This is a genomic window from Peribacillus sp. NPDC101480 (assembly GCF_050277335.1).
In the GTDB taxonomy this organism is placed as follows: domain Bacteria; phylum Bacillota; class Bacilli; order Bacillales; family DSM-1321; genus Peribacillus.
The window spans coordinates 294,171-320,260 of the sequence record NZ_JBNNSB010000003.1 but is presented as its reverse complement, the minus strand read 5'-3'; the positions used below and the strand labels follow the sequence as shown (position 1 = coordinate 320,260).

The window sequence follows — 26,090 nt, the reverse complement described above, 5'->3', positions numbered from 1 at the left end:
TAATCATTATACACCTAACTTTAACCTAAATTGCCATGGCAATTCTTATATTTTTTACCGCTGCCGCATGGGCATAACGCATTTCGGCCAACGTCTTCCTTTTTACGGGCAGGGGCTTTTTTCACTTTTCCCCCGTCTTCTTCCTTCGGATTGACCGCTTGTCCTTTTATGACTTCCTTACGTTCCAAATTGTTTCGGATTTCGGCCTTCATGATGTATTTTGCGACTTCATCTTCCATTGAAGCAATCATCGCTTCAAACATTGCGAAACCTTCTGATTGATATTCACGAAGCGGATCAATCTGGCCATAAGCACGAAGGTGGATCCCTTGGCGCAATTGCTCCATCGCATCAATATGGTCCATCCACTTGCTATCGACGGCACGAAGAACGATTACTTTTTCGAATTCACGCATTTGTTCTTCAGATAGCTCTTCTTCTTTTTGGTCATAGCTTTCTTTCACTTTTGCTAAAATGAACTCAACCAATTCCGTTTCATTTTTCCCTTCCAAATCAGCTACAGTGATTGAACCTTCATTGAATAGGTTACCATTCAGGTAATCGACAAGGCCTTGTAAATTCCAGCCTTCCTCATCACCCATTGGTGCAAACGCGACAACATTTCGCTGGATGGATGCCGTGATCATCGTTTCGACGATTTCACGTAAGTTGTCACTTTCCATGACATCGAAACGCTGTTTATAGATAATTTCCCGTTGTTGACGGAGAACATCATCATACTGCAGTAATTGCTTACGTGAATCGAAGTTATTGCCTTCGACCCGTTTCTGTGCGGATTCAACGGCCCTTGTCACCATTTTGCTTTGAATTGGCTGGGAATCATCCATACCAAGGCGCGCCATCATGTTTTTCATGTTATCCGAACCGAAGCGGCGCATCAATTCATCTTCCATTGATAAATAGAATTGAGTGACCCCTGGATCTCCCTGACGGCCGGACCGACCACGCAGCTGGTTATCTATACGCCTGCTTTCATGACGTTCCGTACCGATTACAGCAAGGCCCCCAAGCTCCTTGACACCTTCACCAAGCTTGATATCCGTACCGCGCCCTGCCATGTTCGTAGCGATCGTAACTGAGCCTTGATTACCTGCATTCGCAATGATTTCCGCTTCACGCTCATGGTTCTTGGCATTCAAAACATCGTGAGGGATTCCTTTTTTGGATAAATAGGCAGATATGACTTCAGATGTTTCGATGGCAACCGTACCGACAAGCACAGGCTGACCCTTTGTATAGCGTTCGGCGATGTCTTCCACAACAGCCTTGAATTTGCCATCAGTTGTCGCGTATATAAGATCTGCCCTGTCGTCCCTGATGATATTCCTGTTTGTCGGGATCGCAATTACATTCATATTATAAATATTGCGGAATTCTTCTTCTTCCGTTTTGGCTGTTCCGGTCATACCTGAAAGCTTTTCATACATCCTGAAATAGTTCTGGAATGTAATCGTCGCAAGAGTCATGCTTTCATTTTGAATTTCAAGTCCTTCTTTCGCTTCGATCGCCTGGTGGAGACCTTCACTGTAACGGCGGCCTTTCATCAAACGGCCAGTGAATTGGTCAACGATGACTATCTCGCCTTCCTGGACAACATAATCCACATCCAAATGCATGGAAACATGTGCCTTTAACGCCTGATTGATATGATGATTCAAAGTAACGTGATTAATATCGAATAAATTATCGATATTAAACGCTTTTTCAGCTCGATTCATCCCATCTTCCGTCAGCTGAACACCTTTTGTCTTTTCATCATATGTGTAGTCGGTTTCTTTTTTCAAGGTTTTTACAAACGCATTGGCCTGGATATACAGCTGAGCCGATTTTTGTGCGGAGCCGGAAATGATCAACGGCGTTCTTGCCTCATCGATCAAAATCGAATCGACCTCATCAATGACAGCGAAGTGCAGCGGGCGCTGTACCATTTGTTCTTTATATAACACCATATTGTCACGAAGATAATCAAAACCTAACTCATTATTCGTACTGTACGTAATGTCAGCATTGTACGCCGCCTGTTTTTCTTCTTTAGAATGACTGTTCAAATTCAACCCGACGGTCAAACCAAGGAAATCATACAATACACCCATCTCGGTGGCATCACGGTGTGCCAAGTATTCATTGACAGTAACGACATGTACACCTTTACCGGTAAGCGCGTTTAAATAAACCGGCATGGTGGATGTTAAGGTTTTACCTTCCCCTGTTTTCATCTCGGAGATATTTCCATCATGAAGTGATGCCCCACCCATGATTTGAACACGGTAAGGATATAAGCCCAGAGCACGCTTTGCCCCTTCACGTGCAACCGCAAAAGCCTCAACAAGCAAATCATCAACGGTTTCCCCATTTTGATAACGCTCTTTAAACTCACCCGTTTTGGCACGCAACTGTTCATCCGATAACCCCGCCGTCTCATCAGCCAGCGCTTCGACCTGATCGGCGATTTTTTCTAAACGTTTGATTTCTCGCTTATTCGGATCAAAAACTTTATTTAATATATTAAGCATTCAATAACGCTCCTCTATTATGGTAATGATCGTTCAATGACAAAATTCATATAAGTAAGAAGAAACACACTTCTATTATTACTAATGCACGCTTAATTTTACCACTTCTATCATAGAGGTACAACTTCATGTCACTTCCCTGGTATAGACCTGAATTCAATTCTTGCGAAAAACAATGGATAAATGAGGAGTAAAACTGTTAAAATAGAAGGAAGTATAAAAAATATGTTGCTAACTCCCCACTATTCCATATGTAAATGAGAATTATCCATAACCTTCCATCACTAGATGCTGTGTGTCCTCTCTAGCGATAGCATGTCAAGGTAATCCAACCTTACAGTCGTCTTGTTTTGAATGATAAGATTGGCTACTGACACTTATTAGCGGAAGATAAATAGAACATGTTTCGAGGTGGTATTGATGATTGGTGAACGTGTAAAAAAACTGCGAGAAGAAAAGAAAATGTCGATGACTGAACTTGCCGATAAAGCGGGTGTGGCAAAGTCTTATTTAAGTTCGCTCGAGCGGAACTTACAAACGAATCCTTCTATTCAATTTCTTGAAAAAATCTCCGCCGTACTAAACATTCCTGTTGATGCCCTGCTTTATGATGCACCAAATAAGGAAACCTTGGACACTGACTGGATGAAAATCGTTGAGGAAGCCATGAATTCGGGTGTCTCAAAACAACAATTCAGGGAATTCATCGAGTTTAATAAATGGAGAAAAGATAAAGAAGAGTAGAGTGGTAGTACACTAGTTTACCTACATAATCCTGAAGAATACAGTTTGAATAAGCTAGACTTGTAGAATCTCAAGGAAGAATAAACCCTATAAACAGCTAATGAATCGAATTACTGTTTATAGGGATGTTCTCGAACTTTTTCGTAAGCTATTTTCCATTGTTCTCCTCTAATGTTACCTCAAGGCTTTCCCGTTTCAAAAAAGCACTGATTTCCTCCTTTTTGAAACCCAAGCTCCTTGCTTCTGAAATCAATTTCACCCATTCTTGATCCATTTCCACATTAGCCACCTCTTCTACCTCCTAAAATACTCCTTGTATTTCAGGCAGACCAGCCATCATAGTCTCAAGGACCTTAGACCTGTGCCTTTGCGCCCTCATCTTTCAATAAGTTTGCCTTTGTCGTGGTATTTATTACCAAATACATTACATATAATCATATTATAACGGATACCCACTCCATATATTGCTATTTTATGTCGGTAATCTACCTAAATGCAAAAACTTTTATCCGACAAATTATTACAAAATTAAGAAAATTCATAGTGCAGGTAATTTATCATAGACTAATTGATTTTCGTTTTTTTGTATAATAGTGAATATTGCTCTTCTTAATATTTCGTTGCTTCGTATTGATTCTCTCCATTGTAAGTGCATCCAAGGCTTTTTGCGCAGTTAAATCCTCACCGCAGGTCGGGCAAAGCCACTTTCCATATTCCGCACTGCTAAAAGAAGCCCTATGGCAAGTATGGCAATTCTTTCGATACAAGTAATCCAACCCCTCTGCACCTTGATCAAATTGTTTTATATAAAAAATCAGCCGTTCTTTTTAAAGAACTTACAATTTGAGTATAGTACAAAAGAAGGGGGTTATTAAATAGGTAAAACTGACTATTTATCTTGATAAAGAACAATAATTGTTCTTCAAAAGGATTTTTCGTTGATTTGTATTTTATAGAGAACAAAAGAAGCAATCATTCTTTTTCTTTTCAAACGAATTCTATCAACAGGCATTAAAAAAGCACAACCCAAAGGCTGGGCTGTGCTTTTGATCTTAGAATAATAATTAACTAGGTTCAATCAATCCATAGCGTCCATCTTTTCGGCGGTACACTACGTTCGTTGTATTAGTATCCGCATTCGTGTAAACGAAGAAACTGTGACCAAGCATATTCATTTGTAAAATCGCTTCTTCACTGTCCATCGGCTTTAAATCAAAGCGCTTATTGCGGACCACTTCAATATCATTATCGTCTTCAAATTCATCCACCACTTCGTCAACTTCCATATTGAAGGCGAATGCATCTGGTGCAGCTGATAGATTGTTCCGGAACTTACGATTGACCTTCGTTTTATGTTTACGAATTTGGCGTTCAAGCTTATCATTGATCAAGTCAATGGCAGCATACATATCCGCATTTTCCTCTTCAGCACGAAGAACCAAATTCTGCATGGGAATCGTCACTTCGACCTTTGATGTATTATTGTTCACTTTTAAATTCACTAACACATTTGCATCTGGTGTATTGTTAAAATATCGTTCTAACTTGCCAATTTTCTTTTCGACGTATTCTCGAATTGCTGGAGTTACCTCAATGTTTTCACCGCGTACGTTGTAATTCATAAAGTGAGTCCTCCTTAAATTAAGACTATACAGTTAGATTCTACAATACCCCTCCGGTTCCTTTTAGAAACACATCATGAAATATGTCGAAATAATGAAACAATTGTCGGAAGGTTTGGAAAGGGGTTGATGTCTGCCCTAGCTTCATTATATCAAATGCTATGCTATAAAGAAAAAATTAAGCCTATTTTATTTACAGAAAATTTAAAAATAATTAACATGAAAACCTTTTGGAATCCAAACGGTCGTGTAATCAATTTCTTTTATCATAGAACACACCATCCACTGATAGACTTTCATACGGGTTCGTGTATTTATTGGATGATCGTTTCTTCTTGTTTATTTCCTGGATATCCCGCTTTATCTCCTGCTTTTGGAGCTTCAGCAAGTGATCGACCTTTTGGTTGAGCAACAGTGCTGCACGTCCCAGCTGCTGCTCTTCTGCAGTAAAAGGCGGTTTGATTCGAGAAAGAAGTCCATCTCGCTGATCGATCAGCTTTGTGATCCTTTCTATTTTATCATCACGCTCTGTAATCGTGTGATTTTCCAGAACGGCAAGTAATTCAACAGTCAAATCATGAAAGGTCCTAATCACCATTACACTTGACCGCTTTGGGTAAATTGTTTTTTCCGATTGATTTGAATTACTTCCTTCCAAGTATTCCGGAACTCAGTAACAAGGCCCTCCACTTCTTCCAAGGCAGAAACATCATTTTTCATATTCGCTTCTATCAGACGCCGGTTCATGAAATCATATAGACTCATCATATCTTTGGATACATCCGCATCCATATTCAGCGTCACCATCAATTCGCGGATGATATTTTGCGCCTTGATGATGTTCGTATTCTTCGCTTCGATATTTCCTGCTTCAATGGCCTTCTTCCCAAGCATGATGAACTTCAAACAGCCATTATAAAGCAGTAATGTAAGCTCTCCCGGGGATGCTGTGTTGACTGAATTTTGCTGATACGATTGATAAGGATTATTTATTGCCATATTTAACTTCCTTTCCGACTTACCTTAACTAAAATAAGAAGCTAACGATGCACTTTGGCTGTTTGCCTTTTGAATCGCTTTTTCCATCGCCGTGAACTGGTTGTAATAGCGCGATTCCAATTTCGTTAGCTTTGCCTCAAATGTTGAAATCTTCTTATCCAGCCCATTGACCAATTTTCCGATTGTAAAATTGTTATTAACAAATCCGGCCTTTCCGGCCTTTTCAGTAATCGCCTTCATTGATGATTCTATATCATCCCTTAACCGGCGCGCGAGGCCTTTGTCGCTCTTTTCTGGCCCATTGGCCATGAACATATCATAAATCGCATTCGGATCCTCACTAATGGCTGCCCGGAGCTTGTCCTCATCAATCGTTAATTTACCGCCCTCCAAATAATTTTTGGTGGTGGTGATCCCCAAACTGCTGAGATTGTTTTTTCCTGTGATCCCATCCACCGAGGTGTATAGGGATGACCTCATTGTGGTCAAGAGGCTTTTTAACGTCGAATCCCCTTTTAATGTTCCGCTCTTCGCTTTTTCTTCCCACAGCTTCACTTCATCCTCTGTCATTGCCTTTTTTTGCTCAGAGGTAAGCGGGGTAAAGGAGCGATATTTAGCTTCACCCGTTTTATCTTGAACCTTTTTAATGACATCATTGTATTTATTCACAAACTGAGTGATCGTGTCCAGGATGGCATCCACATCAGCTGTTGATGAGAATGTGACTGTATCCGTCGTTTTTTGCTTTACCGTTATTTCCGCTCCATTAATCTGAAACGTATTCGAAGGACGGGAAATGTCCAGGCCATTATAAGTAATCGATGCATTTTCCCCTATTGTGCCGCCAGTTCCTTCATTGTTACTGCTCATTTTTAGCACATTGAAGAAATCTCCGGTACTCCCTAACTCAATTTCAGGCCGATCTTTTATATCACCTGTATTTTTAGCAGTGATGGAAAACTTCTGGGACGTTTCATCGAAAAATAGAGTCACTCCCGAGTTTGCAATAATTTTATTTATGACACTCTCTAACGTATCGTCCGCATTAAGGGTAAGAGTATACGGATTTTCCACTGTTGCGCCATCTTTTACTTCCGTATCAAAACCGCCATCCTTATTGATGGACAGTATCGTAATATCTTGAGGAGTCGTGATTCCCAATTCCGATAGTTTCTTTTTCGGGTCGGTAACAGCTGATTTTTCTGTACTTGTCATGGTTGCTGCCTTGGCAAGCCCATTCACTTTTATATTCCCGGAAAAATCAATGGTCGAATTCACATTTCTCACTGATACAGCATCTGGATTCGATACCATCACCTTCTTTTTAATAAAGGAAGACTGCTTCCCAATTCCATCACGAATGAGCGTATCCAATTCTGATAAAGCTGTATTTATCGAACGGTAATCATCCCGCTGCCACTCGGAATACTGCTTTTTCTGTGTCAGTTTTTCCAATGGCACCCGTTCTGCCTGCATCATGCTCTTAACTAATTCATCAATGTCCATCCCGCTTGCTAAACCACTGATTCGTACCAAAATTGATCACCCGCTTATATTTTTTCATCCACCATTATGCCGACAAACTCCGTCATTGCCGCATAGAAGTCCAATAACTTCTTCGGGGGAATTTCCCTGATCGTCTCATCCGTTACATCATCCACTACCTTGACATAGTACTCATTCAGCTTCTCATGATATTCAAAACGAACCGCCGTATGTGTCGGATTCAGGAAGGTGTTCAAACTATCCACCATTTCCTGCACCTTTTCTTTTGATGGCATATCAGTAGATTCCACACTTTGCTCCGAATAGGCTAGCGTATTCATTTCCCGCTGATAAAATGAACTGATTCCTTCCGAGATTGCTGTTCTAAGTTGTGAGGAAAGGATATTTGTGGACAAACTCTCCCGCATCTAAATAGCCCCCAATATGATATCTTTACTTTTTATATCGGTTCCGAAATGGAACTTTACAGTGTACATACAAAGGATTTATTATTAAATAGAGAACAAACATTCGCTATCGGAGGGGATAACATTATAAAATGGGATTAAGAAGATGAGCTTACACTCTTATATAAGGAGGTTTTCATAATTAATCTTACTGAAATCCAGAAAAATATATTATATGCCAGCATTATAAGTGACGGTGAAATCACGAAAATTTATAAAAATAGCAGGAGAAAGAACAACAGCTACCGGGAGCACTACGGCACATCTCAGGGAGATTATCGAAAATGGAAAATTTCCTTTTTTGATGGATTATTATATATCACTCCGGCAAGCCAATGTGTCCGTTCCGCTTCTTTAGAATTATTCACCAATTTATTCCCACACTTTTACAGTGATGATGGAACTAAACATCTCCCCTTCACATTATTGAAACATTGCATTTTAACACATTTCCTAACTATTCTATACATGGATGATGGCTCTTTAAGCATCTCATACAGGGTAAATCATAATAAAAAAATTATTTACCTCACACCGCATATTTACCTTTACCTTCAATGTTATCCTAAAGACGAATTAGAGAAACTAAAGGAACATATATTTACCACATATCATTTATCCTTAAAGCTGAGCTCTCGTAAAGATGGATATGGATATATTCTAAAAACTACTTCTGTTAAAGAAACTTTTCGTTTCCTCGAACTAATCGAACCTGTTGCAAAAACTTGTTCTTCCATGTTATATAAAACCTCTTGGGAATTCCGAAATCAAAAAGAAATACTCAGGTGGAAATCTAAGTATCCTGATTACACGATTCTTACCAGCAGTTCAGATCGCTCTAAACCCTATTCTCCAGATGAAATTAAATTACTAAGACAACTTAAAGAAAATGGTTATACAACAAATGAAATTGCAAAGATGCTAAAAAGAAGTTATTGGTCCGTTACTTATAAATGGCAAGAAATAAAAAAACTAAACTAACGCCAAAACATGATAGTATTTTGGAGCTAAATAATGTTAATCTAACCGATCCTTTATATTTTTCGATAAAAAAAGAGACTCTAGTAAAACTAGAGTCTCTTTCAGGTAATCTAAAATTAACGAAGAAGTTGTAAAACTCCTTGTGGTTGTTGGTTCGCTTGCTTTGCGACTATGTCTTTCGATCATAGAACAGACTATATCTTCACCCTTATCTTATAAGGGGCTGGGCACTTCGAATGGCTTTTGCCACCCTACGGATTTCATTGCCATAGCTTTCACCTTAGACTGTATATCCTAGTCGTTGAACCTTCTCCAGAGTTTCCTCAAAGGAGCTTGGCTGCTGATTATCCATTATGTCATCTCCATCATTTTCAGACCATCACGCTTACCGTTTCCAGTTACGTTGTGGTTGATGCAGCTTTAGGAAGTTCCAGCAATTCACCCAGTCATAATTTTATCCATTACTGGATAAAACGCCCTTCAAATTTACCTCAGAAGTTGTAAAACTCCTTGAGGTGCGGAATTTGCTTGAGCTAGCATTGCTTGAGATGCTTGCGCCAAGATAGAGTTTTTAGTTTGCTCCATCATAGTCTTAGCCATATCTGTATCACGAACACGTGATTCAGCAGCAGTCAGGTTTTCAGAAGAAGTTCCTAAGTTGTTGATCGTATGCTCTAATCGGTTTTGGTTAGCACCTAGTTTAGAACGTTCAGCTGATACAGTGTCAATTGCAGATTGAATAACTGTGATTGCTGCAGATGCATTTTTAGCATTAGAAACATCCAGACCGGATTCAACGCCTTTAGAATCTGTACCATTGCTTACATTTGTAGTTGCAGTGAATCCATCACCAATACCAGTTAATCCTAGATTACTAGCACGCATGTCACCGATTTCAAGTGTCAGACTTTGGTTTTCATTTGCACCGATTTGGAATTGAAGACCTGCGCCAGCATCAGTACCCGTAGAAGAAGAACTACTTATTTTTAAATCAGCTAAAGCAGTACCAGCAGATGCACCAACTATTTCAACGGAACCTTTAGCGCCAGCAGTTAAGGTATCAAGCTTTAAAGCACCATCACCATCAAGGGACGCATACTCTTCACCAGTTGTTCCAAGTGCAGTATTTGCTGCAGTATTAATAGCAGTCACTATATCAGCAGCCGCATCACCATCTCCGATTGTAACATCGACATCTTTCCCATCGATTTTAAGACTTAATGTACCGCCAGTTGTAACAGCACCTGCCGCCCCTGAACCAGTCAAGCTAGCAGTAGAAAGTTTTGTATCAGAATCCTTAGAACCATTCAATAGTTTCTGAGTATTGAATTCAGTAGTATTACCGATACGGTTGATTTCAGATGTTAATGAATCCATTTCCTTTTGTATTTCTCCACGGTCACTAGTTGTATTAGTATCCGTTGATGCTTGTGTAGCAAGTTCACGCATACGTTGAAGAATGTCAGTCGTTTCGTTTAATGCACCTTCAGCAGTTTGGATCAATGAGATGGCATCCTGTGAGTTACGGGAAGCTTGGTCCAATCCGCGGATTTGTCCACGCATTTTTTCAGAGATTGCTAGACCAGCTGCGTCATCGCCTGCACGGTTGATGCGCATGCCCGATGCTAGTTTCTCCATTGATTTTGATTGTGCATTCGTTGCACTTGATAATTGACGGTGCGTGTTTAGAGCTGAGATATTGTGATTGATAATCATTTTTGTTTCCTCCTTGAGTCTTAAGTCCCCACGTCCATGTGGTTGTTTACGATGGGCAGTGACTAAGTCGGCCGCCTATTTCACTGCCCATCGTTGTATACTTAATATCGACCTGCATGGAAACATATTTAGCGGATTTTACGATTTTTTCTTGAAATACTCATTTATGCCTTCCAGAAAATTAGTTTCTGTTTTGGAGGCTTTTCTATTTTCCTGCTGAATGGACAGGTAGATTTCCTTCCTATGGATATCGACGTTTTTAGGGGCATTGATCCCCAGTTTGATCTGTTCCCCCTCGACGGACAGGATCGTAATTTCGATATCATCGCCAATCATGATTGCTTCATTTGGTTTTCTGGTCAAAACGAGCATCATTTCCCCCCCTGTTCCGCTGAGGTTCAAACAGTTTGTGCTTTGTACGGTATTCACTAGCGTTCATGATGAATTGCTTTCCGACTTTTTTAGGGCCGTTTATGATGATGGGTGCCTGGAGATTCGCCGTCGTTTCATTGAAAGGGTCTTGGATCGTTAAAATGACGAAAGTAATGACTTCCAGTTCCGTTTCTATTTGTAAAGAAGATAATACTTCATCCGTAAGCTTCACTTCGTAATCAGGAAACACCTCAAATGGAATCGTCACAATGAAAGCAAGCTCTTTTGTTTCTGTCGATTGCAGGACGAAAAATGGCGTGTCATCCAAAGCTAGCAAGCAAAACTGTTTTTCTTCTAAAAATCCTGGTATCCCGCTTTCAAATACATAAATCTCTTTCTCAGCCAATTCGAGTTCGCCATGAAATTTTGTTTGTAGAATCATCTATGTTTTCACTACCTTATCTCATCCGGATTTAAATTGATGAAATCTATATCCAGCGCATTTTTTTGTAGAATTTCGACATTCACACTACCTGGTGTGTATGTATGGTTAACGCTATTGATTTGAGCATCAATGATCGGTTTTTGAGCAGTTGCTTCAACCTTCACTTCCGCTGGCTGGTAGTCAAGCTTTACGCTGAATGGAGAGGGAATCCAGCCGAGATTGAACTGCTTCTCAGGGCCTTTGCTGTTTTGCCTAGCCTGTTCAGCGAGTGGATTACCCCCTTTTTCAATATGCCTCAGCTCAGTTCCCTGCTGGGCACGTCTTGCCATACCCGCCAGCCAATCCTGGTATCCCTGCTCCGCAAATTCATCGACTCTTACTGAAAGGCTTTTCAAATCCATGTCTTCCCTTGCTTGTGACTGATCGATCGTCAGCTTGCCTGGGGTCATTTGAATCTCGAGAATCGCTTGCGGCTGTTTGATTGATTGGACCGCAGCCTTCTGTTCGATTTGCTGTACAGGCTGTTCTATATTCACTCCAATCTTCATTGGGGTGGTTTGCAATCTAATTTGCGGAATCTGCATCATCAACACTCCTTATAGAAAAAAGCTATCCATTTAAGAATAGCTTAGCGAAGAAAATCCAATAAACTCGGCTGCATGATCTTTGCTCCGATGCTTAAAGCAGCACTATGGACACTTTCCTGGGTCGTCAAATCCATGATCGCCTTTTCGATATCGACATCCTCATTTTGCGAAAGGATTTCAGTGGCAAAAACCTCCTGCTGCTTGAGACGATCCGTCATCAGCTCAATCCGATTCTGCCTTGCGCCAACCTGTGCCTGCATGCCTAAGAAAGTATTTATCGTTGCGTCAAGTCCTTCCAGTGTGCCGCTCACGTCCCTGCCGTTTTCGAGTGCCTCGATTGTCTGGTCGATGCTTCCGCCGGCAGCTAGTGCATCACCAAAAATCTTGGAACCGTCCGTATTGATTTTAAGGGAAATCCCCGAAAAAACTTCAAGGTTTATGTCCCCTGTGCCATACACGGTATTTCCATTCCCATCTTTAACGGACGACGGTCTCACATTCGTATCCTGGCCGTTAAAGATATACTTCCCGCCAATCTGTGTGTCGCCTAGAGTTATGAGATGTTCTTTTAATTGTTTAATTTCTTCAGTAATTGTTTTAAGTTGCTCCCCTTCATACGTGCCATTGCTGCCTTGAACGGTTAATTCACGAATCCTCTGCAGGGCGGAAACACTTTCAGTAATGGCATCATCCGTGCTGTCGATCCAATTGGTCGCCTCGGCAATGTTACTTTGATACTGCCCTATTTGATTGAGGTTTGTCCTGTACCCCATTCCCATCATGGCCGCAACAGGGTTATCGGAGGGCTTGGAGAACTTCTTTTGAGAGGAAACCTGCTCTTGCAGCCTGGACATCTTTTCGTAACTGCTGCTTAAATTGCTCAGCATATTATTGGTTAGCATCGATTGCGTTACCCGCATATTCGTCTCCTCCTATCATCGGCCAACTGTACCCATTCCGTTTATGATTTTATCGAGCATTTCATCCATCATCGTCATCATTCTTGCGGATGCGTTGTATGCCTGCTGGAATTTGATCATGTCAGTCATTTCTTCATCAAGGGATACGGAACTGACAGACTCCCTATTTTGATTGACTGAGGCAGCAAGCACGACAGAGTTGGAAAGGTTCTTTTGGGCGCTTTGGGAATCCACACCAAGCTTTCCGATGATACCGGAATAATAGGTGTCGAAGCTACCCGTCAATTCGTCGGAGTTTTGGTCTTTAGTCGAGTACTCACTGAACGCCTTCTTTTTAAGGTCAGCCAGGAGTTTGGCGTTTTCATTATCACCGGATGCCCCTCCACTTTTACCGCCTGCGGCAATTTTTGTGGGATCCTTAACGATTTCACCATTCACCTTGATGCCTTGGGCGGCACTCTTACCCGGTTCGAGTTCAAAGAAGTTCAATGTGGAAGTGCTGTCATCACCCAGGGCATAGCCTTGTTTATGGATGGCATTGAATTCATTCACGAAAGCAGCCGTCATATTATCGAGCTTTTTCAGCATATCAGGATAAGCGCCGGCGATCGTGCCATCAGCCTTCTTATATCCAAAGCTTTTGATCAGACCGGATAGTTCCCCGGAGAAATTGTAATCCGTCAATGTTTTCGAACCAAACTTCAATCCATCCACCATACCTGTCGTTTTATCATGGCTAACTTCAACTTTCGAAGTTCCCACCATCCCGGTTTGGTTAACACTGACTAGATTGATGGGCGGCACAAAAGACGAACCGTCATCTTGCATCAATTCGATATTGTATAGCCCTGTGGCCACATCGCTTGCTCTGCCGTAATCCGTCGGAATGACGTTATTCACTTTAATGCTGACAAGCTGTGAGAGATTGTCTACGAGTACATCACGTTTATCGTAAAGGTCATTGGGAATATAACCATGAGGCTCCACTTTGCTGATCTGTTGGTTTAGCTGGTCAATACTGCTGATGAGCGTATTGATTTCGTTCGCTTTGACGTTTATCTGATTGCCGATATCCGTTTGAACGTTCGTAAGCGAGTTGTAATAGTAATTTAGGGTATCCGCGACCATGACGCCCGTCGAGGCAACGACCTCACGCGCCCCGGAGTTTTCCGTATTCGCCGTCAGCCCCTGCAGCGAGTTCCAGAACTTCTCCATCGTGGCGGCTAATCCGCTGTCGGTCGGCTCGTTCATGACGCCTTCCATTTTCGTCAAGGATTCGCTCATGGCCCCGTAATAACCGATTTTATTACTTTGTGTCCTGTATTGTGCGTCCAGGAAACTGTCCCGGATCCGCTGAACCGTTTCAGCTGCCACCCCTGTCCCGATTTGGCCGGCAACGCGCGGGCTGTTCAAACCGACAGTAGGAAAGCCCGACGTCTGGACCAGGTTGACCCGCTGTCTTGAATATCCTAATGTATTGGCATTGGCCACGTTATTTCCTGTTGTATACAAGGCCCCTTGAGAGGTGGATAATCCGCGTTTGGCAGTCTCAAGACCCATAAAGGTTGAAATCATTTGCTCGCACCTCCATCTTTTTTCTGCTTATTAAGCTTTGGAATCAAACATTCCCATGCCGATTTTGGCCGTTTTCTTAACCGAATCCCCGTAATTCAGGTTCTGGTGCTGCGGCCTCAGCATATCCAATGAGACATTGATGAATTGAAGGGACTGATAGATCAATTGCTGATTTAAACTGTTTCGCTCCTTCAGCGTTGTCACTTCATCAATCAATTCCGCTTTTAGTCTTTCAAGGATTTCCTTTTCTTTAGATCCTGTCAATTCCGTTACGGTATGGATGGAGACAGGCTGTCCCGCCGTTCCATTGGCTGCAAGAAATTCCTCGACTGCCATTTCTCTTTCCTTATCCGTTTGACTGATCGCTTTAATATGTTTTTGTTCTGAAATTAGCAGAGCAGTGATCTCCTCGGTATCATTTGCTTTCAAAATGGCCGTTTTTCTTATCGCCAATTGATTGAAGCTTTTATGAAGCTTGATCAATTTTTCAAGCGATCCGATGATGTTCCGTGCAGACATTTTGCTGCCTCCTCACTCATAAATGAAGGACGGAAAATGGCTCCGTCCTCTTCATTCAAGCTTTTTCATTAAAAATTCATTTCCGGTAAAAATCAATGAGACCCTTAGCCGTTGCTTGTGCATTCAATTTATAATTTCCTTTTTCAACTTGGATTTTCAGTTCATCCACTCTTGCTTGTCTTGCAGCAAGAATTGGTGATGATTGCTGCATTTCTTTTGCCGCTGAAGAAATTTCAACTTTATCCGAGGATTTGACCTTGGATTCTTTGATATTCCCCGTTTTATTGGCTTGAAGATTATAAGGGTTAACACCTGTCATACCGACGTTATTGATTTTCATATTCCAGATCCTCTCCTTCGGTCGATTTTATAAATCCCATAATGTTTCGATTCCTTAACACATGAAATGGCTCTGGACTGTGTTATTCTCCCTATCGTTATTATCGACAAGGAATGGATTTCTTTAATTGTTTCTTGTAATCTTTCCTTCGACACCCATTGTCGAATCTTGTTCTCAATATCGAATATTTTAACAAATACTGCATCATGTTTCCATGATTTATCCTTTTTGATCATCCTTCATGTAGTACGTATTTTTTTTATCATTTCCCTGAATTTCAGTCAGGCGCTTTTCCTCATATTCAAATGCCTGCAAATCCGTACGCAATGAATCGCTGCATTTGCCGCATAGCCTTCCGCTCTTGATGTTAGCGCCACACTTTTCACATGGAATTCCTAGATTGGGCAACTGCGAAATTCTCAGCTTTCCTGTTCTCACAAATTTAATAATTAACGTATCTTCAACGCCGGTTTCCTTAACCACCTGCATCATGGACGCCGTTCTATTTATTTTCTTGCGAATATATGCATACACTTTATCATATTGGTCTTCTTCTACTTTATAACAGGCATCGCATACATCACGGAATTTCGTCATGACGAATAACGAATTACAGCTTGGACAGTTGAATACTTCCATCGAGGACCCTCCTTCACCATCACAGCGATATTCTTCAGTACTGTATATATCGAATAATACCTGAGATACTTTAGGATGTTTTATTAAAATAAGCTTTTTCACCTAGCCAGGGTGATGGATGATACTTCTTTGGCCCCAGCCGTTATCAATGCCTTTGCTGCATGCCTGAGAGTTGTGCCTGTCGTGTAAATGTCATCGATGATCAAAATTGATTTAAGCTCCAGCAAATCTAACTGTATGACCTGAAAAACCTGCGGTAATGATATTCTCTCTTGACGTGATTTTTTTGATTGTTTTTCCGTATGGATTCTTGTCAAGATCTCAACCGTATGAATTCCAAGAAGGTCTGCCAAGGCCTGTACCTGGTTGAATCCACGTTCCGTAAGCCGTTCATGACTAAGCGGGATGACCGTTACCAGGTCAAACTCCATGTCCTTTAACCTTTCTTTCAAAAAAGGGACGAAAACCTCAGCTAATGCATAATCCCCACGGTACTTATATTTAGCAATAATATCTTTTAAGTATTCATTATAATGAAATAGCGATATGTTCTTCGACAAATAGCCGCTCCATTCCTTATTCCTTTCCCATCTTGAACAATCCAGACAGAGGTCACCGGTAATATGAACCCCACCAAGCTCCCTTGAACACATTGTACATGTTTCTCCGGTAATCCTATTAAGCTTCCCCTCACATCTTGCGCAGATTGCTCTTGCCTCGGTCTGCTTAAGCAAGCTCCTCCATGTCAATGCCTGCTTCATTCCTTCATCACAAACAAGACATCTATTCATAGAGCAGCCCCCTTATCTTGGCATCTTTATTCATCATTTGAATATGGTGAACCGCCTCGACCATCGCTTTACTTTTACCGTAATGAAAAAAGGTGATCGTCCCTGCAGGATTAGCAAAGCTTCTCCCTACCCTTCCAGCAATCTGAACGAGAGCACTATCAGAAAACACTTCATGTTCAGCACCGATCACGGCTACCTCCAACCGCTCAATAGTCACGCCGCGTTCCAGTATGGTCGTGGTCAGTAATCCTGGAACCAAGCCATTCCTTAATGCCATTACTATTTCCTTTCGATCAGGGTGCTGGGAGTGGACAATCGATAATTTTGGGGACAGCATTTGAAACAGCGGAATGACCTGCTCCATCACTTCAATGCTTGGAAAAAACAAGAGGAAGGGGATGTTCTGCTCAAGGCGTTCACTTACCCATCCGATGATTGCTGGGGGAATCTTTTTTTGAAGAAATATTTTTTGCCAATTGCCGCTCCACTTCATTTCAGGGACAGGGATTGGCTGACGATGATAACGGGCCGGTATTATGACGGCTTTCAATTTGCCGCTGCGGTATAGCCGCTGCATCCGTTTCGAAGGTGTGGCGGTCAAGTAGATGGTTGCCGCAGAAACCTTTTTTGATTTATTGACCGCATAATGCAGCGAATCATCAATTGAGTAGGGAAACGCATCGACTTCATCAACGATGATGACATCGAAAGCTTCAATAAAACGGAAAAGCTGATGTGTCGTGGAAACGGTTAGTGGCGAAAATCCATGTCGATCGCCACTGCCGGCATAGAGGGTCGCGACCTCAATGGCAGGAAAGGCTTTTTTTAACCTAGGGGATAGTTCGAGAACGACATCGGTCCGGGGTGTTGCCAAACAAATCCGTTTCCCGGCATGCAATGCTGCCTCAATCGCCGGGAATAGGACCTCCGTCTTTCCTGCCCCGCATACAGCCCATACCAGGAGTTCACCTTTTCCGTTTACAGCTTCAACGACAAGGTCGGAGGCAGTTTGTTGACCTTCCGATAAAGTGCCTTCCCAGCTCATCACTATGTCAGGAATCTGAAACTGAATGCCGGGTCCGGTCCACCTAAATAGTTTTGCACATTCACTGACCCGTCCCATCATGATGCATGAGCGGCAGTAAGTGCAATCTTGATCGCAAATCTTGCAAGGGAATGTATAAAACAAAGTTTGATCTTTGTTACCGCAGCGTACACAGTGATAACTGCCGTTACCGTATTGCACGCCGCAAGTTTCTGAGACATACCCATTCTTGAGGTGCTCTGCGAGGAGTTCTTGAGAGAAGGGGATTTCGAATGCCAAAAGATGTTTTCCGGTGAGATGGTTCTGAAGTTCCGGGGAATATGGCGGGGAAATGCTCATTTTTTCCAAACTGCAACCTCCTTTTCTTGATATATCACGCTCCTCCTTATCATTCGCTTTTTACTCCCGAATTCCCTTTTGCTTCAAAAAAAAAACACCTTCCACTTAGGAAAGGCGTTAAATAGCTTAAATTTTATACCAGCCCATCCCCATCGAGCCTTCGCCCAGATGCGTTCCGATTACTGGACCGAAGTAGCTGATGTCGAACTCGACATTCGGGAACCGGGCTTCAAGTTCCTCTTTCCAGTCTTTAGCTTCACTTTCCCGTTTTGCATGAATGATGACGGCTTTATATTTCTCGCCGCTCGCCGCGTCTTCTCCAAGCAAATCGGCAATCCGTTTCATCGCTTTTTTTCTTGTACGGATTTTTTCGAATGGGACGATGACCTTATCAACAAAATGGAGAACCGGCTTCACTTGAAGCAAACTGCCAATCAATGCTTGGGCACTGCTTAAGCGTCCCCCGCGCTGCAGATGGGAAAGGTCATCTGCCATGAAGTATGCCCTGACCGATGGCTTCATCTCTTCAAGCCTGGCCATGATTTCTTCTGCACTTTTACCATCAAGTGCCATCTTTGCCGCCTCGATCACATAAAACCCCTGTACCATGCAGCTGATCTCCGAATCAAAGGCATGAACCTTAATTCCATCGACCATTTCACCCGCCGATACCGCTCCTTGAAACGTTCCGCTGATGCCGCTCGATAAATGAATGGAAATAACATCATCATAGTCTTTTTGCAGCTCCTCGAACTTCTCGACAAACTTCCCTATTGGAGGCTGTGAAGTGGTTGGCAATTTCTCCTGCCTCTTTACTTCCTCATAAAACTCATCCGCAGTGATATCAACTTCCTCCCGATAAGCTTCATTGGAAAAAATGACATTAAGCGGCATCATATGTATATGTAAACGATCACGTATTTCCTCAGGTATATATGCAGTGCTATCTGTTACGACTGCGGTTTTCATAATAGTACCATCCTTATAAAAATTTACTTCATATCATACTCACCATTCTATCTGAAAATGCCTTTTTTTGCATTAAATTGCTTTCTCCATTACCAAAAATATGAATCCAGTTAGTCATCCTTCCTACAAAAAAAATCCAGCCCTTCAGCACGCATTGCGGAATCTGAAGAGCCGGACTTATCGATCGTTTTAATTACTTCACTTCTACCCAGCCGTTTTTGATAGCTAGGACAACCGCTTGTGTACGGTCATTCACATTCATCTTCTGAAGAATGTTACTTACATGGTTCTTGACTGTTTTTTCACTGATATAAAGAGTTTCACCGATGGCACGGTTGCTTTTACCATCCGCTAAAAGTTGGAGCACTTCACATTCGCGTCGAGTCAATAGGTGAAGCGGCCTCCTGATTTCTATTGTATGTACGGAATCACGATCAGCACCCTCTTCAGCTGCCAATCGGCGATATTCCTTAACCAAGTTATGGGTCACCTTCGGATGAAGGTATGATCCGCCTTCAGCTACTACACGCACAGCATCAATCAACGCATCCGCGTCCATTTCTTTCAACAGATAGCCTTGTGCTCCTGTTTTCAATGCGTGCTGTACGTAGTTTTCATCATCATGAATGGAAAGGATGATGACTTTTGTTTCAGGGTAACGGTTCACGAGCATTTTTGTCGCTTCGACCCCATTCATGTTCGGCATGTTGATATCCATGATAACAACATCAGGTTTATGTGTTTCAACGAGATCCATAGCTTCGCTTCCGTCATCACCCTCGGCAACAACATCAAAGGATGATTCAAAATCTAATATGCGCTTTACGCCTTCACGGAAAAGCTGATGGTCATCGATAATGATGATACTAGTCTTCAACGGCTTCTTCCTCCTAGTTTCTATTTAAAAAGTCTATTCTCTATCGTTTATATATGGTAGGGAATTTGTATAAATACTAAAGTGCCTGCCCCTGGTTGTGAATCTATCGTCATTTCACCTTCCAGTAGCTCGACTCTTTCTCTCATTCCTACCAAGCCAAATGAACCTTCTTTTTGAATCGAAGAGTCAAACCCCTTTCCATCATCCTTGACGACAACGGTCACCATCTCCTTGGAAATGGACAGTTTAACTTGAATCTGTTTTGGGTCCGCATGCTTCAATGAATTTTGTACTGCCTCTTGAACCAGCCTGAATAAAGCGACCTCCATATCGGAAGGAAGCCTTTTGACCTGCCCAAGATTGACGAAATTAAGATTCACGCCATTATTATAGTCTTCGGTCGTTTGCAGGTACTTTCTGAGGGTAGGAACTAGTCCTAAATCATCAAGCGCCATAGGACGAAGGTCATAGATGATTCTGCGCACTTCATATAAAGCATTCCTTACCATGACCTTTAAACTGCGGATTTCAACTAACGCTTCATCAGGGCCTCTCTCCCGTTGCACTCGTTCTATCAGATCTGAGCGCATCATGACGTTTGCCAGCATTTGCGCCGGCCCATCATGAATTTCACGTGAGAGCTTTTTACGTTCCTGCTCCTGGGCTTCGATTATTTTCAGGCCGAAGTCCTGTTTGCGTTTCGCTTCTTGAAGTGCTTCCCCGACAAATTTAAGATCCTGTGTCAAATAGTTCTGTACTACCGATATTTGCGAGACGAGATGCACCGCTTTATCGATTGTCTGCTGTAAACCCCTTAACCTTAACTCAAGCTCATCCCGGCGATTACGGAGCTCTTTCTCCAATTGCCGGTTAATTTGTAAATCGACTTGCAGCTTATGTGCCCTTTCATAAGCATCGCGTACCTGTTCTTCAGAAAAATGGTTGAAGTGCATACTGACTTCTGAAAGCCTTTTTCGAGCAAACCTGGCTTTTGAATCCAGTGCATCGCTGTCGGTTATCACAATGGCAACCCTGATTTTCACATCATCAAGCTCTTTTGATAATGACTCGAAATCCTTTCGGCATTGTTCGCCGATATCAAAGACTTCGTCCTTACTTTCACTAACAGTGCTCACCATTGTTTCTAAGATCTTGTCCAATGCTTTAGCATCAACCTTTTTTATGGACATTAAGATCCCTCCACTTACCAAAAGACTTAAACAATTTATTGTCTTAAAGACTATGTATATGGAAAAAAGTTCTTTTCCTTTTTCATGAATGGTTAAATTTCAGGAAACTTTTGTATGAAGTAACCTTCATGAACATATTGTACCAAAAAAAGTTTAAAAATACGTTAATTTCCTTTTATGATTTCCATAAAATGTACATATTTACTATACATCTCATATTCCCGGCCATTAAGTCTGCCTTTTAAAGGCAGAAAGCCATTTCTATTATCCTAATACAAATTATCCTTTTCAATCAAATGGGATATTCCGCTCCATTGATTATCATATGAAACAGATGCATTTATTAAATGGCAAAATCCTTGAAAAGAGAGGACACGTTAAGGTAAAGCCAGGATAATGGCACAGAACCCATGTTTTTCCTACAATGTTATTCTTTTAAGCATATATGACCAGCTAATAACAATAACAGGCAATGAAATTAATTATAACACGTACAGCTTTATCTTATATTAAAGTTTCTTTACACATGCGGCATGTAAATGAATCGTCATTGCCACTTTTTCCGCAAAGCCTTATAATAAATCAACTAATAGGAAGTACGAAGGTGGAATAGTAATGCTCACTCAATATTTAACGGTGGCAGGTCGCGGCGAACATGAAATCGTCATTGAAAAATCGCGTTTTATTTCCCACATCGCCCGGGTTGAAACCGAAGATGCCGCACAGGCCTTTATCCAGGAAATCAAGAAAAAGCACAAAGATGCTACACATAATTGTTCAGCCTATATGATCGGGGAACAAAATCAAATCCAAAAAGCCCTCGACGATGGGGAACCGAGCGGAACGGCAGGCGTCCCTATCCTAGAAGTGCTTAAGAAAAAGGATCTGAAAGACACCGCAGTTGTGGTCACACGGTATTTTGGCGGCATCAAACTTGGTGCTGGCGGTCTCATTCGCGCTTACAGCAAAGCGACTTCAGAAGGAATAAATTCCACTGGTGTGGTCATTAGAAAACTAATGCGTGTCATTTCGACAACCGTCGACTACACCTGGCTTGGAAAATTGGAAAACGAATTGCGATCTTCCATTTATCAAATAAAGGAAATTCAGTACCTTGATCAGGTCAATATCCTTGTATATGTCGAGGAAACACAAAAAGAGACATATACCGCTTGGATTACAGAGCTGACAAATGGCCAAGGCCACATCACTGAGGAAGAAATGCTTTATTTGGAAGAGGAATTCTCCTGATATACTCCTGCATATTTTTCCTTTTTTATGCTGTAATATAATTGAAAAGAAATATTTATTTTACGAAATTATTAAATCATTGTAAAATTAGGTGTAATAAATGACGAAATATAAACTGCAGGATTCGAAAAATAGCGATATATGTCTGATGTTCGTTATTTAAAAGGAGAAGAAAAAGATGTCTACTACTAGGCGTGTTTATAAAATTAAAAAAACAAAGAAAAAAAGGCGAAAGAGGCTTTGGTTATTGCTTGTTCCCCTGCTGGTACTTGGTCTGGGTGCTTCTACTTATGCTGCAACGCTGTATATGAAAGCCCAGAATGTATTCAATGATTCCTATGACCCTGTGGAAGCATCAGCAAAGCGAAGTGCAGCAATCGACCCGCTCGAAGATAATTTCTCCATTCTTTTCATCGGAATCGATGATAGTAAGGAACGTGATTTTAAAGGCAACTCACGCTCGGATGCTTTAATTCTGGCCACTTTCAATAAAGATCAGAAATCTATAAAACTACTAAGCATTCCCCGTGATTCCTATGTGTACGTACCAGCCAAAGGCGTAACCACAAAAATCAACGCTGCTCATGCTGCCGGCGGACCGAAAGCGACGATGGACACCGTTGAGGAGTTACTCGATATCCCTGTCGATTATTATGTTCGCATGAACTTTAATGCTTTCATCGATGTCGTGAATTCATTGGACGGTATCGAAGTCGACGTACCTTATGAATTGAATGAAATGGATTCAAATGACAAGAAGAATGCCATCCACCTTGAAGAAGGAATACAGACCGTTAATGGTGAAGAAGCATTAGCGTTTGCACGGACACGTAAAAAGGACAGTGATATCCAACGTGGTGAGCGTCAGCAGGAAGTCCTGAAAGCCATCATCGCCAAAGCAACCTCGGCTGGATCACTAACGAAATATACGGACGTAATGGAAGCTGTCGGTGACAATATGACAACGAACCTTCAATTCTCACAAATGAGAGGTTTCATAAAATATGTAACTACCGATAAAGGCCTTAATCTTGAAACCATCAAACTTGAAGGTCAGGATTCTACCATTAGCGGAACCTATTATTATCAGCTGAACGAAACATCATTAGCAAACACTAAGCTGTTGCTTCAATCCCACTTGAACCTGGGACCAGCTGAAGCCACTCAAACTGAAGCAGTTCAATCACAAATACAAGAATAAAGTGAAACCCCCACTCTTTATGAGTGGGGGTTTCCTTTTTTGCTATCTTTGCGCCCCCTCCAGTTAGGAGCAAAAAAGCCACCAGCCGTATCATTAAACGGTTGGTGGCTTTTCATATATACACTAGCGAATTTAGCTAATCTAGCAATCTATTTCCAAAACAATCATGGCTTGTTTTTAAAGTTGAGCATCTTCAGCAACGGCTGATAGTTTGAATTGACCAAACCAATTTTCTCCACAAAAATTTCTATGATCAGCAGGAGTCCCGTTACAAGTATCAAAGCTCCCCACACTGTTGCAAATTGAAAGATTATTGCCGCTAAGCCAAAGCAAGCAGCTAAAGCGTAAATGAGCAATACAGTCTGCTTATGAGTGAATCCCAAGTTTATCAAACAGTGATGTAAATGGGATTTATCAGCAGCCGAGATTGGCTGTTTATTGACGACCCTGCGGATAATCGCGAAAAATGTATCCGAAATGGGCACACCCAAAATGATGATCGGTACGATCAATGAAATCATCGTAACGTTTTTAAACCCTTGCAGGGACAGAACGGCAATGATGTAACCTAAGAATAATGCGCCTGTATCTCCCATGAAAATCTTTGCCGGATGAAAGTTATATTTCAAAAAGCCAAGAGTGCTTCCAATCACGATCAATGCTACCATAGCAACAAATAGGTCCCCTTTAATAAGGGCCATTGTTGCAATTGTCACTAATGCGATCGTTGAGACACCGCCTGCAAGACCATCCAGTCCATCTATTAGGTTAATTGCATTAATGATGCTGACAATCCACAAAATGGTTATCGGTATACTTAAAACACCAAATTCAAGTGTATCTATAAAGAACGGCAAATTGATGAATTCCACTTCAAGACCGCCCCATAATACGATGATGAGGGCAGCCAAAACCTGGCCCAGGAATTTGGGTGCAGCTCTTAATTCAAAAATATCATCTGCCATCCCAATCAAAATGATGACAAGGGCTCCCACCAGAAGGGGCAACTGCTCCCAAAAATCATTCATGAGGGGCAACTGCTCCCAAAAATCATTCATGAGGGGCAACTGCTCCCAAAAATCATTCATGAAAAGCAAGAAAGTAATGAAAAAACTCAAAAATATAGCTAAACCGCCCATGCGCGGCATAACTTTACTATGCACTTTTCGCTCATTCGGTTTATCGGTAGCTCCTAATTTAAAGGCCAGCTTTCCGACAAAAGGAGTCAAAAAAATGGATAATAAAAAGGATACCAACAAGGCCCCTATTAACATCAGGAACGACATCAAAAACCACCTCAATTCAACTAAAAATCTAATACCCGTAACGATCTATAAGAAAACCTATATATAAATGCTTATTTTAATTTTTCATCCTCAAATAAACATTATATACGTTATTGGCTAAAATCTCTATAGAAAAGTTGTTTTTTGCAAATTTTTGTAAATCCGCCCCTATCTTTGTCAGGTTCCCGGATTTTTTTAATTCTAAAGCATTGCAGATGGCCAATTTCAGCTGTTCGACATTGCCGATATCCGTAATCCAGCCCTTGCCCCGATCGGGAATCAATTCCTTTACACCGCCGACATCACTTGTGATTACCGGAAGACCCGATCTTGCTCCTTCAAGTAAAACCAGTGGAAAACTTTCGCTTAAGGAAGTCAATAATGTGATATCCCCCAACGGGTAGATTCGATCTAAATCTTCACGATACCCTAAAAAGTACACGTGATCTGATAATCCCTTTTCCGAGACCATCTCTTCCAAAGCGGATCTCCTGCTCCCGTCCCCTGCAAGCAACAGCTTTACATGGGGGAACTCTGATACAACTTCACTTAATGCTTCTAAAGCAAATTCATGACCTTTCACCGGCTCAAGCCTTGCAGGCATGATTACGATGAAATCGTCTTTCCCAAACCCAAAATCTTCTCTTTGAAATGGGAAAGGCAATTCCTTTTCAAAGTCAATTCCGTTTAGGATCTTTGTTATTTTGGACGAATGGATTCCTTGGTCAATCAAGTCCTGCTTAAAGCGGTCGGAAACTGCCAGTATATGATCGGCATATTGAAATGACCTTACATGAAGGCCCGTAAACAATTTTCCTTTTACACCCTGCCCCAAAAAGTCATGATGAGGTGAACTGTGAACAGTAAGAAGCCAAGGGCATTTAACGAGGCGCTTTATAAAGGCACCATATATATTCGCCCGCGGACCATGTGTATGGATGATGTCTATATTATTTTGACGGATAAAGTCCCTTAAAGGTTTCAAAATTGAAAGGTCATATTTGGAATGTTGCCTGAAAAGTTCGGTTTGTATCCCAGAGGACATGGCCCGCCGGTAAAGTTCACCATCTTCAAATAAACCAAGCAAACACTCCTCTTTATTCAATTGGTTCAGTAAGGACATTATATGAAACATACCGCCGCCGGTTTCATTACCGGCGTTTAAATGCAAGATCCTCATCCAGTCCACTCCTTAT

The 26,090-nt window shown here is 41.6% G+C and carries 28 protein-coding genes and 1 riboswitch; of the genes, 4 read left to right on the top strand and 24 right to left on the bottom strand.

Annotated elements, in window-relative coordinates; translation table 11 throughout:
* Positions 1-20 precede the first annotated feature (20 nt).
* On the bottom strand, positions 21-2,534 hold the full coding sequence (gene secA / locus ACQKMF_RS12800) for a preprotein translocase subunit SecA (RefSeq protein ID WP_402943487.1): 2,514 nt from the start codon (positions 2,532-2,534) through the stop codon (positions 21-23).
* 420 nt (positions 2,535-2,954) lie between these two features.
* Here secA and ACQKMF_RS12795 point away from each other — a divergent pair, with 420 nt between their 5' ends.
* Positions 2,955-3,278: a helix-turn-helix domain-containing protein gene (locus ACQKMF_RS12795; protein ID WP_063233922.1), complete on the top strand. Its 324-nt coding sequence runs from the start codon at positions 2,955-2,957 to the stop codon at positions 3,276-3,278.
* Positions 3,279-3,426: 148 nt separating this feature from the next.
* Here ACQKMF_RS12795 and ACQKMF_RS12790 read toward each other — a convergent pair whose 3' ends face one another.
* From ACQKMF_RS12790 to flaG, 7 genes are all read right to left on the bottom strand, one after another.
* Entirely contained in the window at positions 3,427-3,567 is a 141-nt protein-coding gene (locus ACQKMF_RS12790; RefSeq protein WP_230176152.1) for an anti-repressor SinI family protein, read from the bottom strand.
* A gap of 31 nt (positions 3,568-3,598) precedes the next feature.
* A riboswitch (cyclic di-GMP riboswitch) is annotated at positions 3,599-3,684 on the bottom strand.
* A 151-nt stretch (positions 3,685-3,835) separates the two neighbouring features.
* Positions 3,836-4,045, bottom strand: coding sequence for a hypothetical protein (locus ACQKMF_RS12785; protein WP_402943484.1), 210 nt, complete (start codon positions 4,043-4,045; stop codon positions 3,836-3,838).
* 297 nt (positions 4,046-4,342) lie between these two features.
* Positions 4,343-4,900: a ribosome hibernation-promoting factor, HPF/YfiA family gene (hpf, locus tag ACQKMF_RS12780; RefSeq protein WP_137016562.1), complete on the bottom strand. Its 558-nt coding sequence runs from the start codon at positions 4,898-4,900 to the stop codon at positions 4,343-4,345.
* 253 nt (positions 4,901-5,153) lie between these two features.
* Positions 5,154-5,498, bottom strand: coding sequence for a flagellar protein FliT (locus ACQKMF_RS12775; protein ID WP_230176151.1), 345 nt, complete (start codon positions 5,496-5,498; stop codon positions 5,154-5,156).
* On the bottom strand, positions 5,498-5,899 hold the full coding sequence (gene fliS / locus ACQKMF_RS12770) for a flagellar export chaperone FliS (RefSeq protein WP_101223755.1): 402 nt from the start codon (positions 5,897-5,899) through the stop codon (positions 5,498-5,500). Before fliS ends, ACQKMF_RS12775 begins: the two co-directional genes overlap by 1 nt.
* A 24-nt stretch (positions 5,900-5,923) precedes the next feature.
* The gene (locus tag ACQKMF_RS12765) at positions 5,924-7,435 is read right to left on the bottom strand and encodes a flagellar hook-associated protein 2 (RefSeq protein ID WP_427573547.1); all 1,512 of its coding nucleotides are present in this window, start codon (positions 7,433-7,435) and stop codon (positions 5,924-5,926) included.
* Between the two features lie 14 nt (positions 7,436-7,449).
* A complete protein-coding gene (flaG, locus tag ACQKMF_RS12760; protein WP_427573545.1) occupies positions 7,450-7,812 on the bottom strand; it encodes a flagellar protein FlaG in 363 nt (120 codons plus the stop codon).
* Between the two features lie 177 nt (positions 7,813-7,989).
* Between flaG and ACQKMF_RS12755 the strand changes: the two genes are divergently transcribed.
* Entirely contained in the window at positions 7,990-8,832 is an 843-nt protein-coding gene (locus tag ACQKMF_RS12755) for a DNA endonuclease (RefSeq protein ID WP_427573760.1), read from the top strand.
* Positions 8,833-9,318: 486 nt separating this feature from the next.
* On the opposite strand, the gene ACQKMF_RS12750 is transcribed toward ACQKMF_RS12755, so the two are convergent.
* The 14 genes from ACQKMF_RS12750 to ACQKMF_RS12685 form a co-directional block, all read right to left on the bottom strand.
* Entirely contained in the window at positions 9,319-10,548 is a 1,230-nt protein-coding gene (locus ACQKMF_RS12750; protein WP_101223758.1) for a flagellin, read from the bottom strand.
* A gap of 138 nt (positions 10,549-10,686) precedes the next feature.
* Positions 10,687-10,920 carry a carbon storage regulator CsrA gene (gene csrA / locus ACQKMF_RS12745; protein WP_352923959.1) on the bottom strand — a complete coding sequence of 78 codons (234 nt, stop codon included), beginning with the start codon at positions 10,918-10,920 and terminating at the stop codon, positions 10,687-10,689.
* On the bottom strand, positions 10,892-11,362 hold the full coding sequence (gene fliW, locus ACQKMF_RS12740) for a flagellar assembly protein FliW (RefSeq protein ID WP_427573542.1): 471 nt from the start codon (positions 11,360-11,362) through the stop codon (positions 10,892-10,894). The genes csrA and fliW overlap by 29 nt, the downstream gene beginning before the upstream one ends.
* Before the next feature lie 11 nt (positions 11,363-11,373).
* Entirely contained in the window at positions 11,374-11,949 is a 576-nt protein-coding gene (locus tag ACQKMF_RS12735; protein WP_427573540.1) for a DUF6470 family protein, read from the bottom strand.
* Between the two features lie 44 nt (positions 11,950-11,993).
* Positions 11,994-12,872, bottom strand: a complete 879-nt coding sequence (flgL, locus tag ACQKMF_RS12730; protein ID WP_427573538.1) for a flagellar hook-associated protein FlgL — start codon at positions 12,870-12,872, stop codon at positions 11,994-11,996.
* A gap of 15 nt (positions 12,873-12,887) precedes the next feature.
* Complete coding sequence (flgK, locus tag ACQKMF_RS12725) at positions 12,888-14,447, bottom strand: flagellar hook-associated protein FlgK (RefSeq protein ID WP_427573535.1); 1,560 nt, start codon at positions 14,445-14,447, stop codon at positions 12,888-12,890.
* 30 nt (positions 14,448-14,477) lie between these two features.
* On the bottom strand, positions 14,478-14,966 hold the full coding sequence (locus ACQKMF_RS12720; protein WP_402943457.1) for a flagellar protein FlgN: 489 nt from the start codon (positions 14,964-14,966) through the stop codon (positions 14,478-14,480).
* Positions 14,967-15,042: 76 nt separating this feature from the next.
* Entirely contained in the window at positions 15,043-15,306 is a 264-nt protein-coding gene (gene flgM / locus ACQKMF_RS12715; RefSeq protein ID WP_230176146.1) for a flagellar biosynthesis anti-sigma factor FlgM, read from the bottom strand.
* Positions 15,307-15,525: 219 nt separating this feature from the next.
* Positions 15,526-15,945: a TIGR03826 family flagellar region protein gene (locus ACQKMF_RS12710; protein WP_427573531.1), complete on the bottom strand. Its 420-nt coding sequence runs from the start codon at positions 15,943-15,945 to the stop codon at positions 15,526-15,528.
* Between the two features lie 98 nt (positions 15,946-16,043).
* Positions 16,044-16,736 (bottom strand): ComF family protein, encoded by a 693-nt coding sequence (locus tag ACQKMF_RS12705; protein ID WP_427573529.1) that lies wholly within the window; start codon positions 16,734-16,736, stop codon positions 16,044-16,046.
* Positions 16,729-18,120, bottom strand: a complete 1,392-nt coding sequence (locus ACQKMF_RS12700; protein ID WP_427573758.1) for a DEAD/DEAH box helicase — start codon at positions 18,118-18,120, stop codon at positions 16,729-16,731. Before ACQKMF_RS12700 ends, ACQKMF_RS12705 begins: the two co-directional genes overlap by 8 nt.
* A gap of 126 nt (positions 18,121-18,246) precedes the next feature.
* A complete protein-coding gene (locus tag ACQKMF_RS12695; RefSeq protein WP_230176143.1) occupies positions 18,247-19,089 on the bottom strand; it encodes a DegV family protein in 843 nt (280 codons plus the stop codon).
* 193 nt (positions 19,090-19,282) lie between these two features.
* Complete coding sequence (locus ACQKMF_RS12690; protein ID WP_101223770.1) at positions 19,283-19,966, bottom strand: response regulator; 684 nt, start codon at positions 19,964-19,966, stop codon at positions 19,283-19,285.
* Positions 19,967-20,013: 47 nt separating this feature from the next.
* Entirely contained in the window at positions 20,014-21,156 is a 1,143-nt protein-coding gene (locus tag ACQKMF_RS12685; RefSeq protein WP_101223771.1) for a sensor histidine kinase, read from the bottom strand.
* A 615-nt stretch (positions 21,157-21,771) separates the two neighbouring features.
* On the opposite strand from ACQKMF_RS12685, the gene ACQKMF_RS12680 reads away from it, so the two are divergent.
* Positions 21,772-22,407, top strand: coding sequence for a YigZ family protein (locus ACQKMF_RS12680; RefSeq protein WP_402943445.1), 636 nt, complete (start codon positions 21,772-21,774; stop codon positions 22,405-22,407).
* Positions 22,408-22,585: 178 nt separating this feature from the next.
* Positions 22,586-23,608 carry an LCP family protein gene (locus tag ACQKMF_RS12675; RefSeq protein WP_101223773.1) on the top strand — a complete coding sequence of 341 codons (1,023 nt, stop codon included), beginning with the start codon at positions 22,586-22,588 and terminating at the stop codon, positions 23,606-23,608.
* 164 nt (positions 23,609-23,772) lie between these two features.
* Here the strand turns inward: ACQKMF_RS12675 and ACQKMF_RS12670 are convergent, their stop codons facing one another.
* Positions 23,773-24,882, bottom strand: a complete 1,110-nt coding sequence (locus ACQKMF_RS12670) for a glycosyltransferase family 4 protein (RefSeq protein ID WP_260358867.1) — start codon at positions 24,880-24,882, stop codon at positions 23,773-23,775.
* Between the two features lie 88 nt (positions 24,883-24,970).
* Entirely contained in the window at positions 24,971-26,074 is a 1,104-nt protein-coding gene (locus tag ACQKMF_RS12665; protein WP_402943442.1) for a glycosyltransferase family 4 protein, read from the bottom strand.
* Positions 26,075-26,090 lie beyond the last annotated feature (16 nt).

Excerpts from the sequence above, each read along its gene's own strand:
- ACQKMF_RS12795 (WP_063233922.1), top strand. The coding sequence starts at position 2,955 with ATGATTGGTGAACGTGTAAAAAAACTGCGAGAAGAAAAGAAAATGTCG.
- ACQKMF_RS12775 (WP_230176151.1), bottom strand. The coding sequence starts at position 5,498 with ATGGTGATTAGGACCTTTCATGATTTGACTGTTGAATTACTTGCCGTT.
- hpf (WP_137016562.1), bottom strand. The coding sequence starts at position 4,900 with ATGAATTACAACGTACGCGGTGAAAACATTGAGGTAACTCCAGCAATT.
- secA (WP_402943487.1), bottom strand. The coding sequence starts at position 2,534 with ATGCTTAATATATTAAATAAAGTTTTTGATCCGAATAAGCGAGAAATC.
- ACQKMF_RS12665 (WP_402943442.1), bottom strand. The coding sequence starts at position 26,074 with ATGAGGATCTTGCATTTAAACGCCGGTAATGAAACCGGCGGCGGTATG.
- ACQKMF_RS12720 (WP_402943457.1), bottom strand. The coding sequence starts at position 14,966 with ATGTCTGCACGGAACATCATCGGATCGCTTGAAAAATTGATCAAGCTT.
- ACQKMF_RS12670 (WP_260358867.1), bottom strand. The coding sequence starts at position 24,882 with ATGTTAATAGGGGCCTTGTTGGTATCCTTTTTATTATCCATTTTTTTG.
- ACQKMF_RS12700 (WP_427573758.1), bottom strand. The coding sequence starts at position 18,120 with ATGAGCATTTCCCCGCCATATTCCCCGGAACTTCAGAACCATCTCACC.
- csrA (WP_352923959.1), bottom strand. The coding sequence starts at position 10,920 with ATGCTCGTTTTGACCAGAAAACCAAATGAAGCAATCATGATTGGCGAT.
- flgK (WP_427573535.1), bottom strand. The coding sequence starts at position 14,447 with ATGATTTCAACCTTTATGGGTCTTGAGACTGCCAAACGCGGATTATCC.
- ACQKMF_RS12710 (WP_427573531.1), bottom strand. The coding sequence starts at position 15,945 with ATGGAAGTATTCAACTGTCCAAGCTGTAATTCGTTATTCGTCATGACG.
- ACQKMF_RS12705 (WP_427573529.1), bottom strand. The coding sequence starts at position 16,736 with ATGAATAGATGTCTTGTTTGTGATGAAGGAATGAAGCAGGCATTGACA.
- ACQKMF_RS12675 (WP_101223773.1), top strand. The coding sequence starts at position 22,586 with ATGTCTACTACTAGGCGTGTTTATAAAATTAAAAAAACAAAGAAAAAA.
- flgM (WP_230176146.1), bottom strand. The coding sequence starts at position 15,306 with ATGAAAATCAATAACGTCGGTATGACAGGTGTTAACCCTTATAATCTT.
- fliS (WP_101223755.1), bottom strand. The coding sequence starts at position 5,899 with ATGGCAATAAATAATCCTTATCAATCGTATCAGCAAAATTCAGTCAAC.
- ACQKMF_RS12695 (WP_230176143.1), bottom strand. The coding sequence starts at position 19,089 with ATGAAAACCGCAGTCGTAACAGATAGCACTGCATATATACCTGAGGAA.
- ACQKMF_RS12750 (WP_101223758.1), bottom strand. The coding sequence starts at position 10,548 with ATGATTATCAATCACAATATCTCAGCTCTAAACACGCACCGTCAATTA.
- flaG (WP_427573545.1), bottom strand. The coding sequence starts at position 7,812 with ATGCGGGAGAGTTTGTCCACAAATATCCTTTCCTCACAACTTAGAACA.
- flgL (WP_427573538.1), bottom strand. The coding sequence starts at position 12,872 with ATGCGGGTAACGCAATCGATGCTAACCAATAATATGCTGAGCAATTTA.
- ACQKMF_RS12735 (WP_427573540.1), bottom strand. The coding sequence starts at position 11,949 with ATGCAGATTCCGCAAATTAGATTGCAAACCACCCCAATGAAGATTGGA.
- ACQKMF_RS12680 (WP_402943445.1), top strand. The coding sequence starts at position 21,772 with ATGCTCACTCAATATTTAACGGTGGCAGGTCGCGGCGAACATGAAATC.
- fliW (WP_427573542.1), bottom strand. The coding sequence starts at position 11,362 with ATGATTCTACAAACAAAATTTCATGGCGAACTCGAATTGGCTGAGAAA.
- ACQKMF_RS12685 (WP_101223771.1), bottom strand. The coding sequence starts at position 21,156 with ATGTCCATAAAAAAGGTTGATGCTAAAGCATTGGACAAGATCTTAGAA.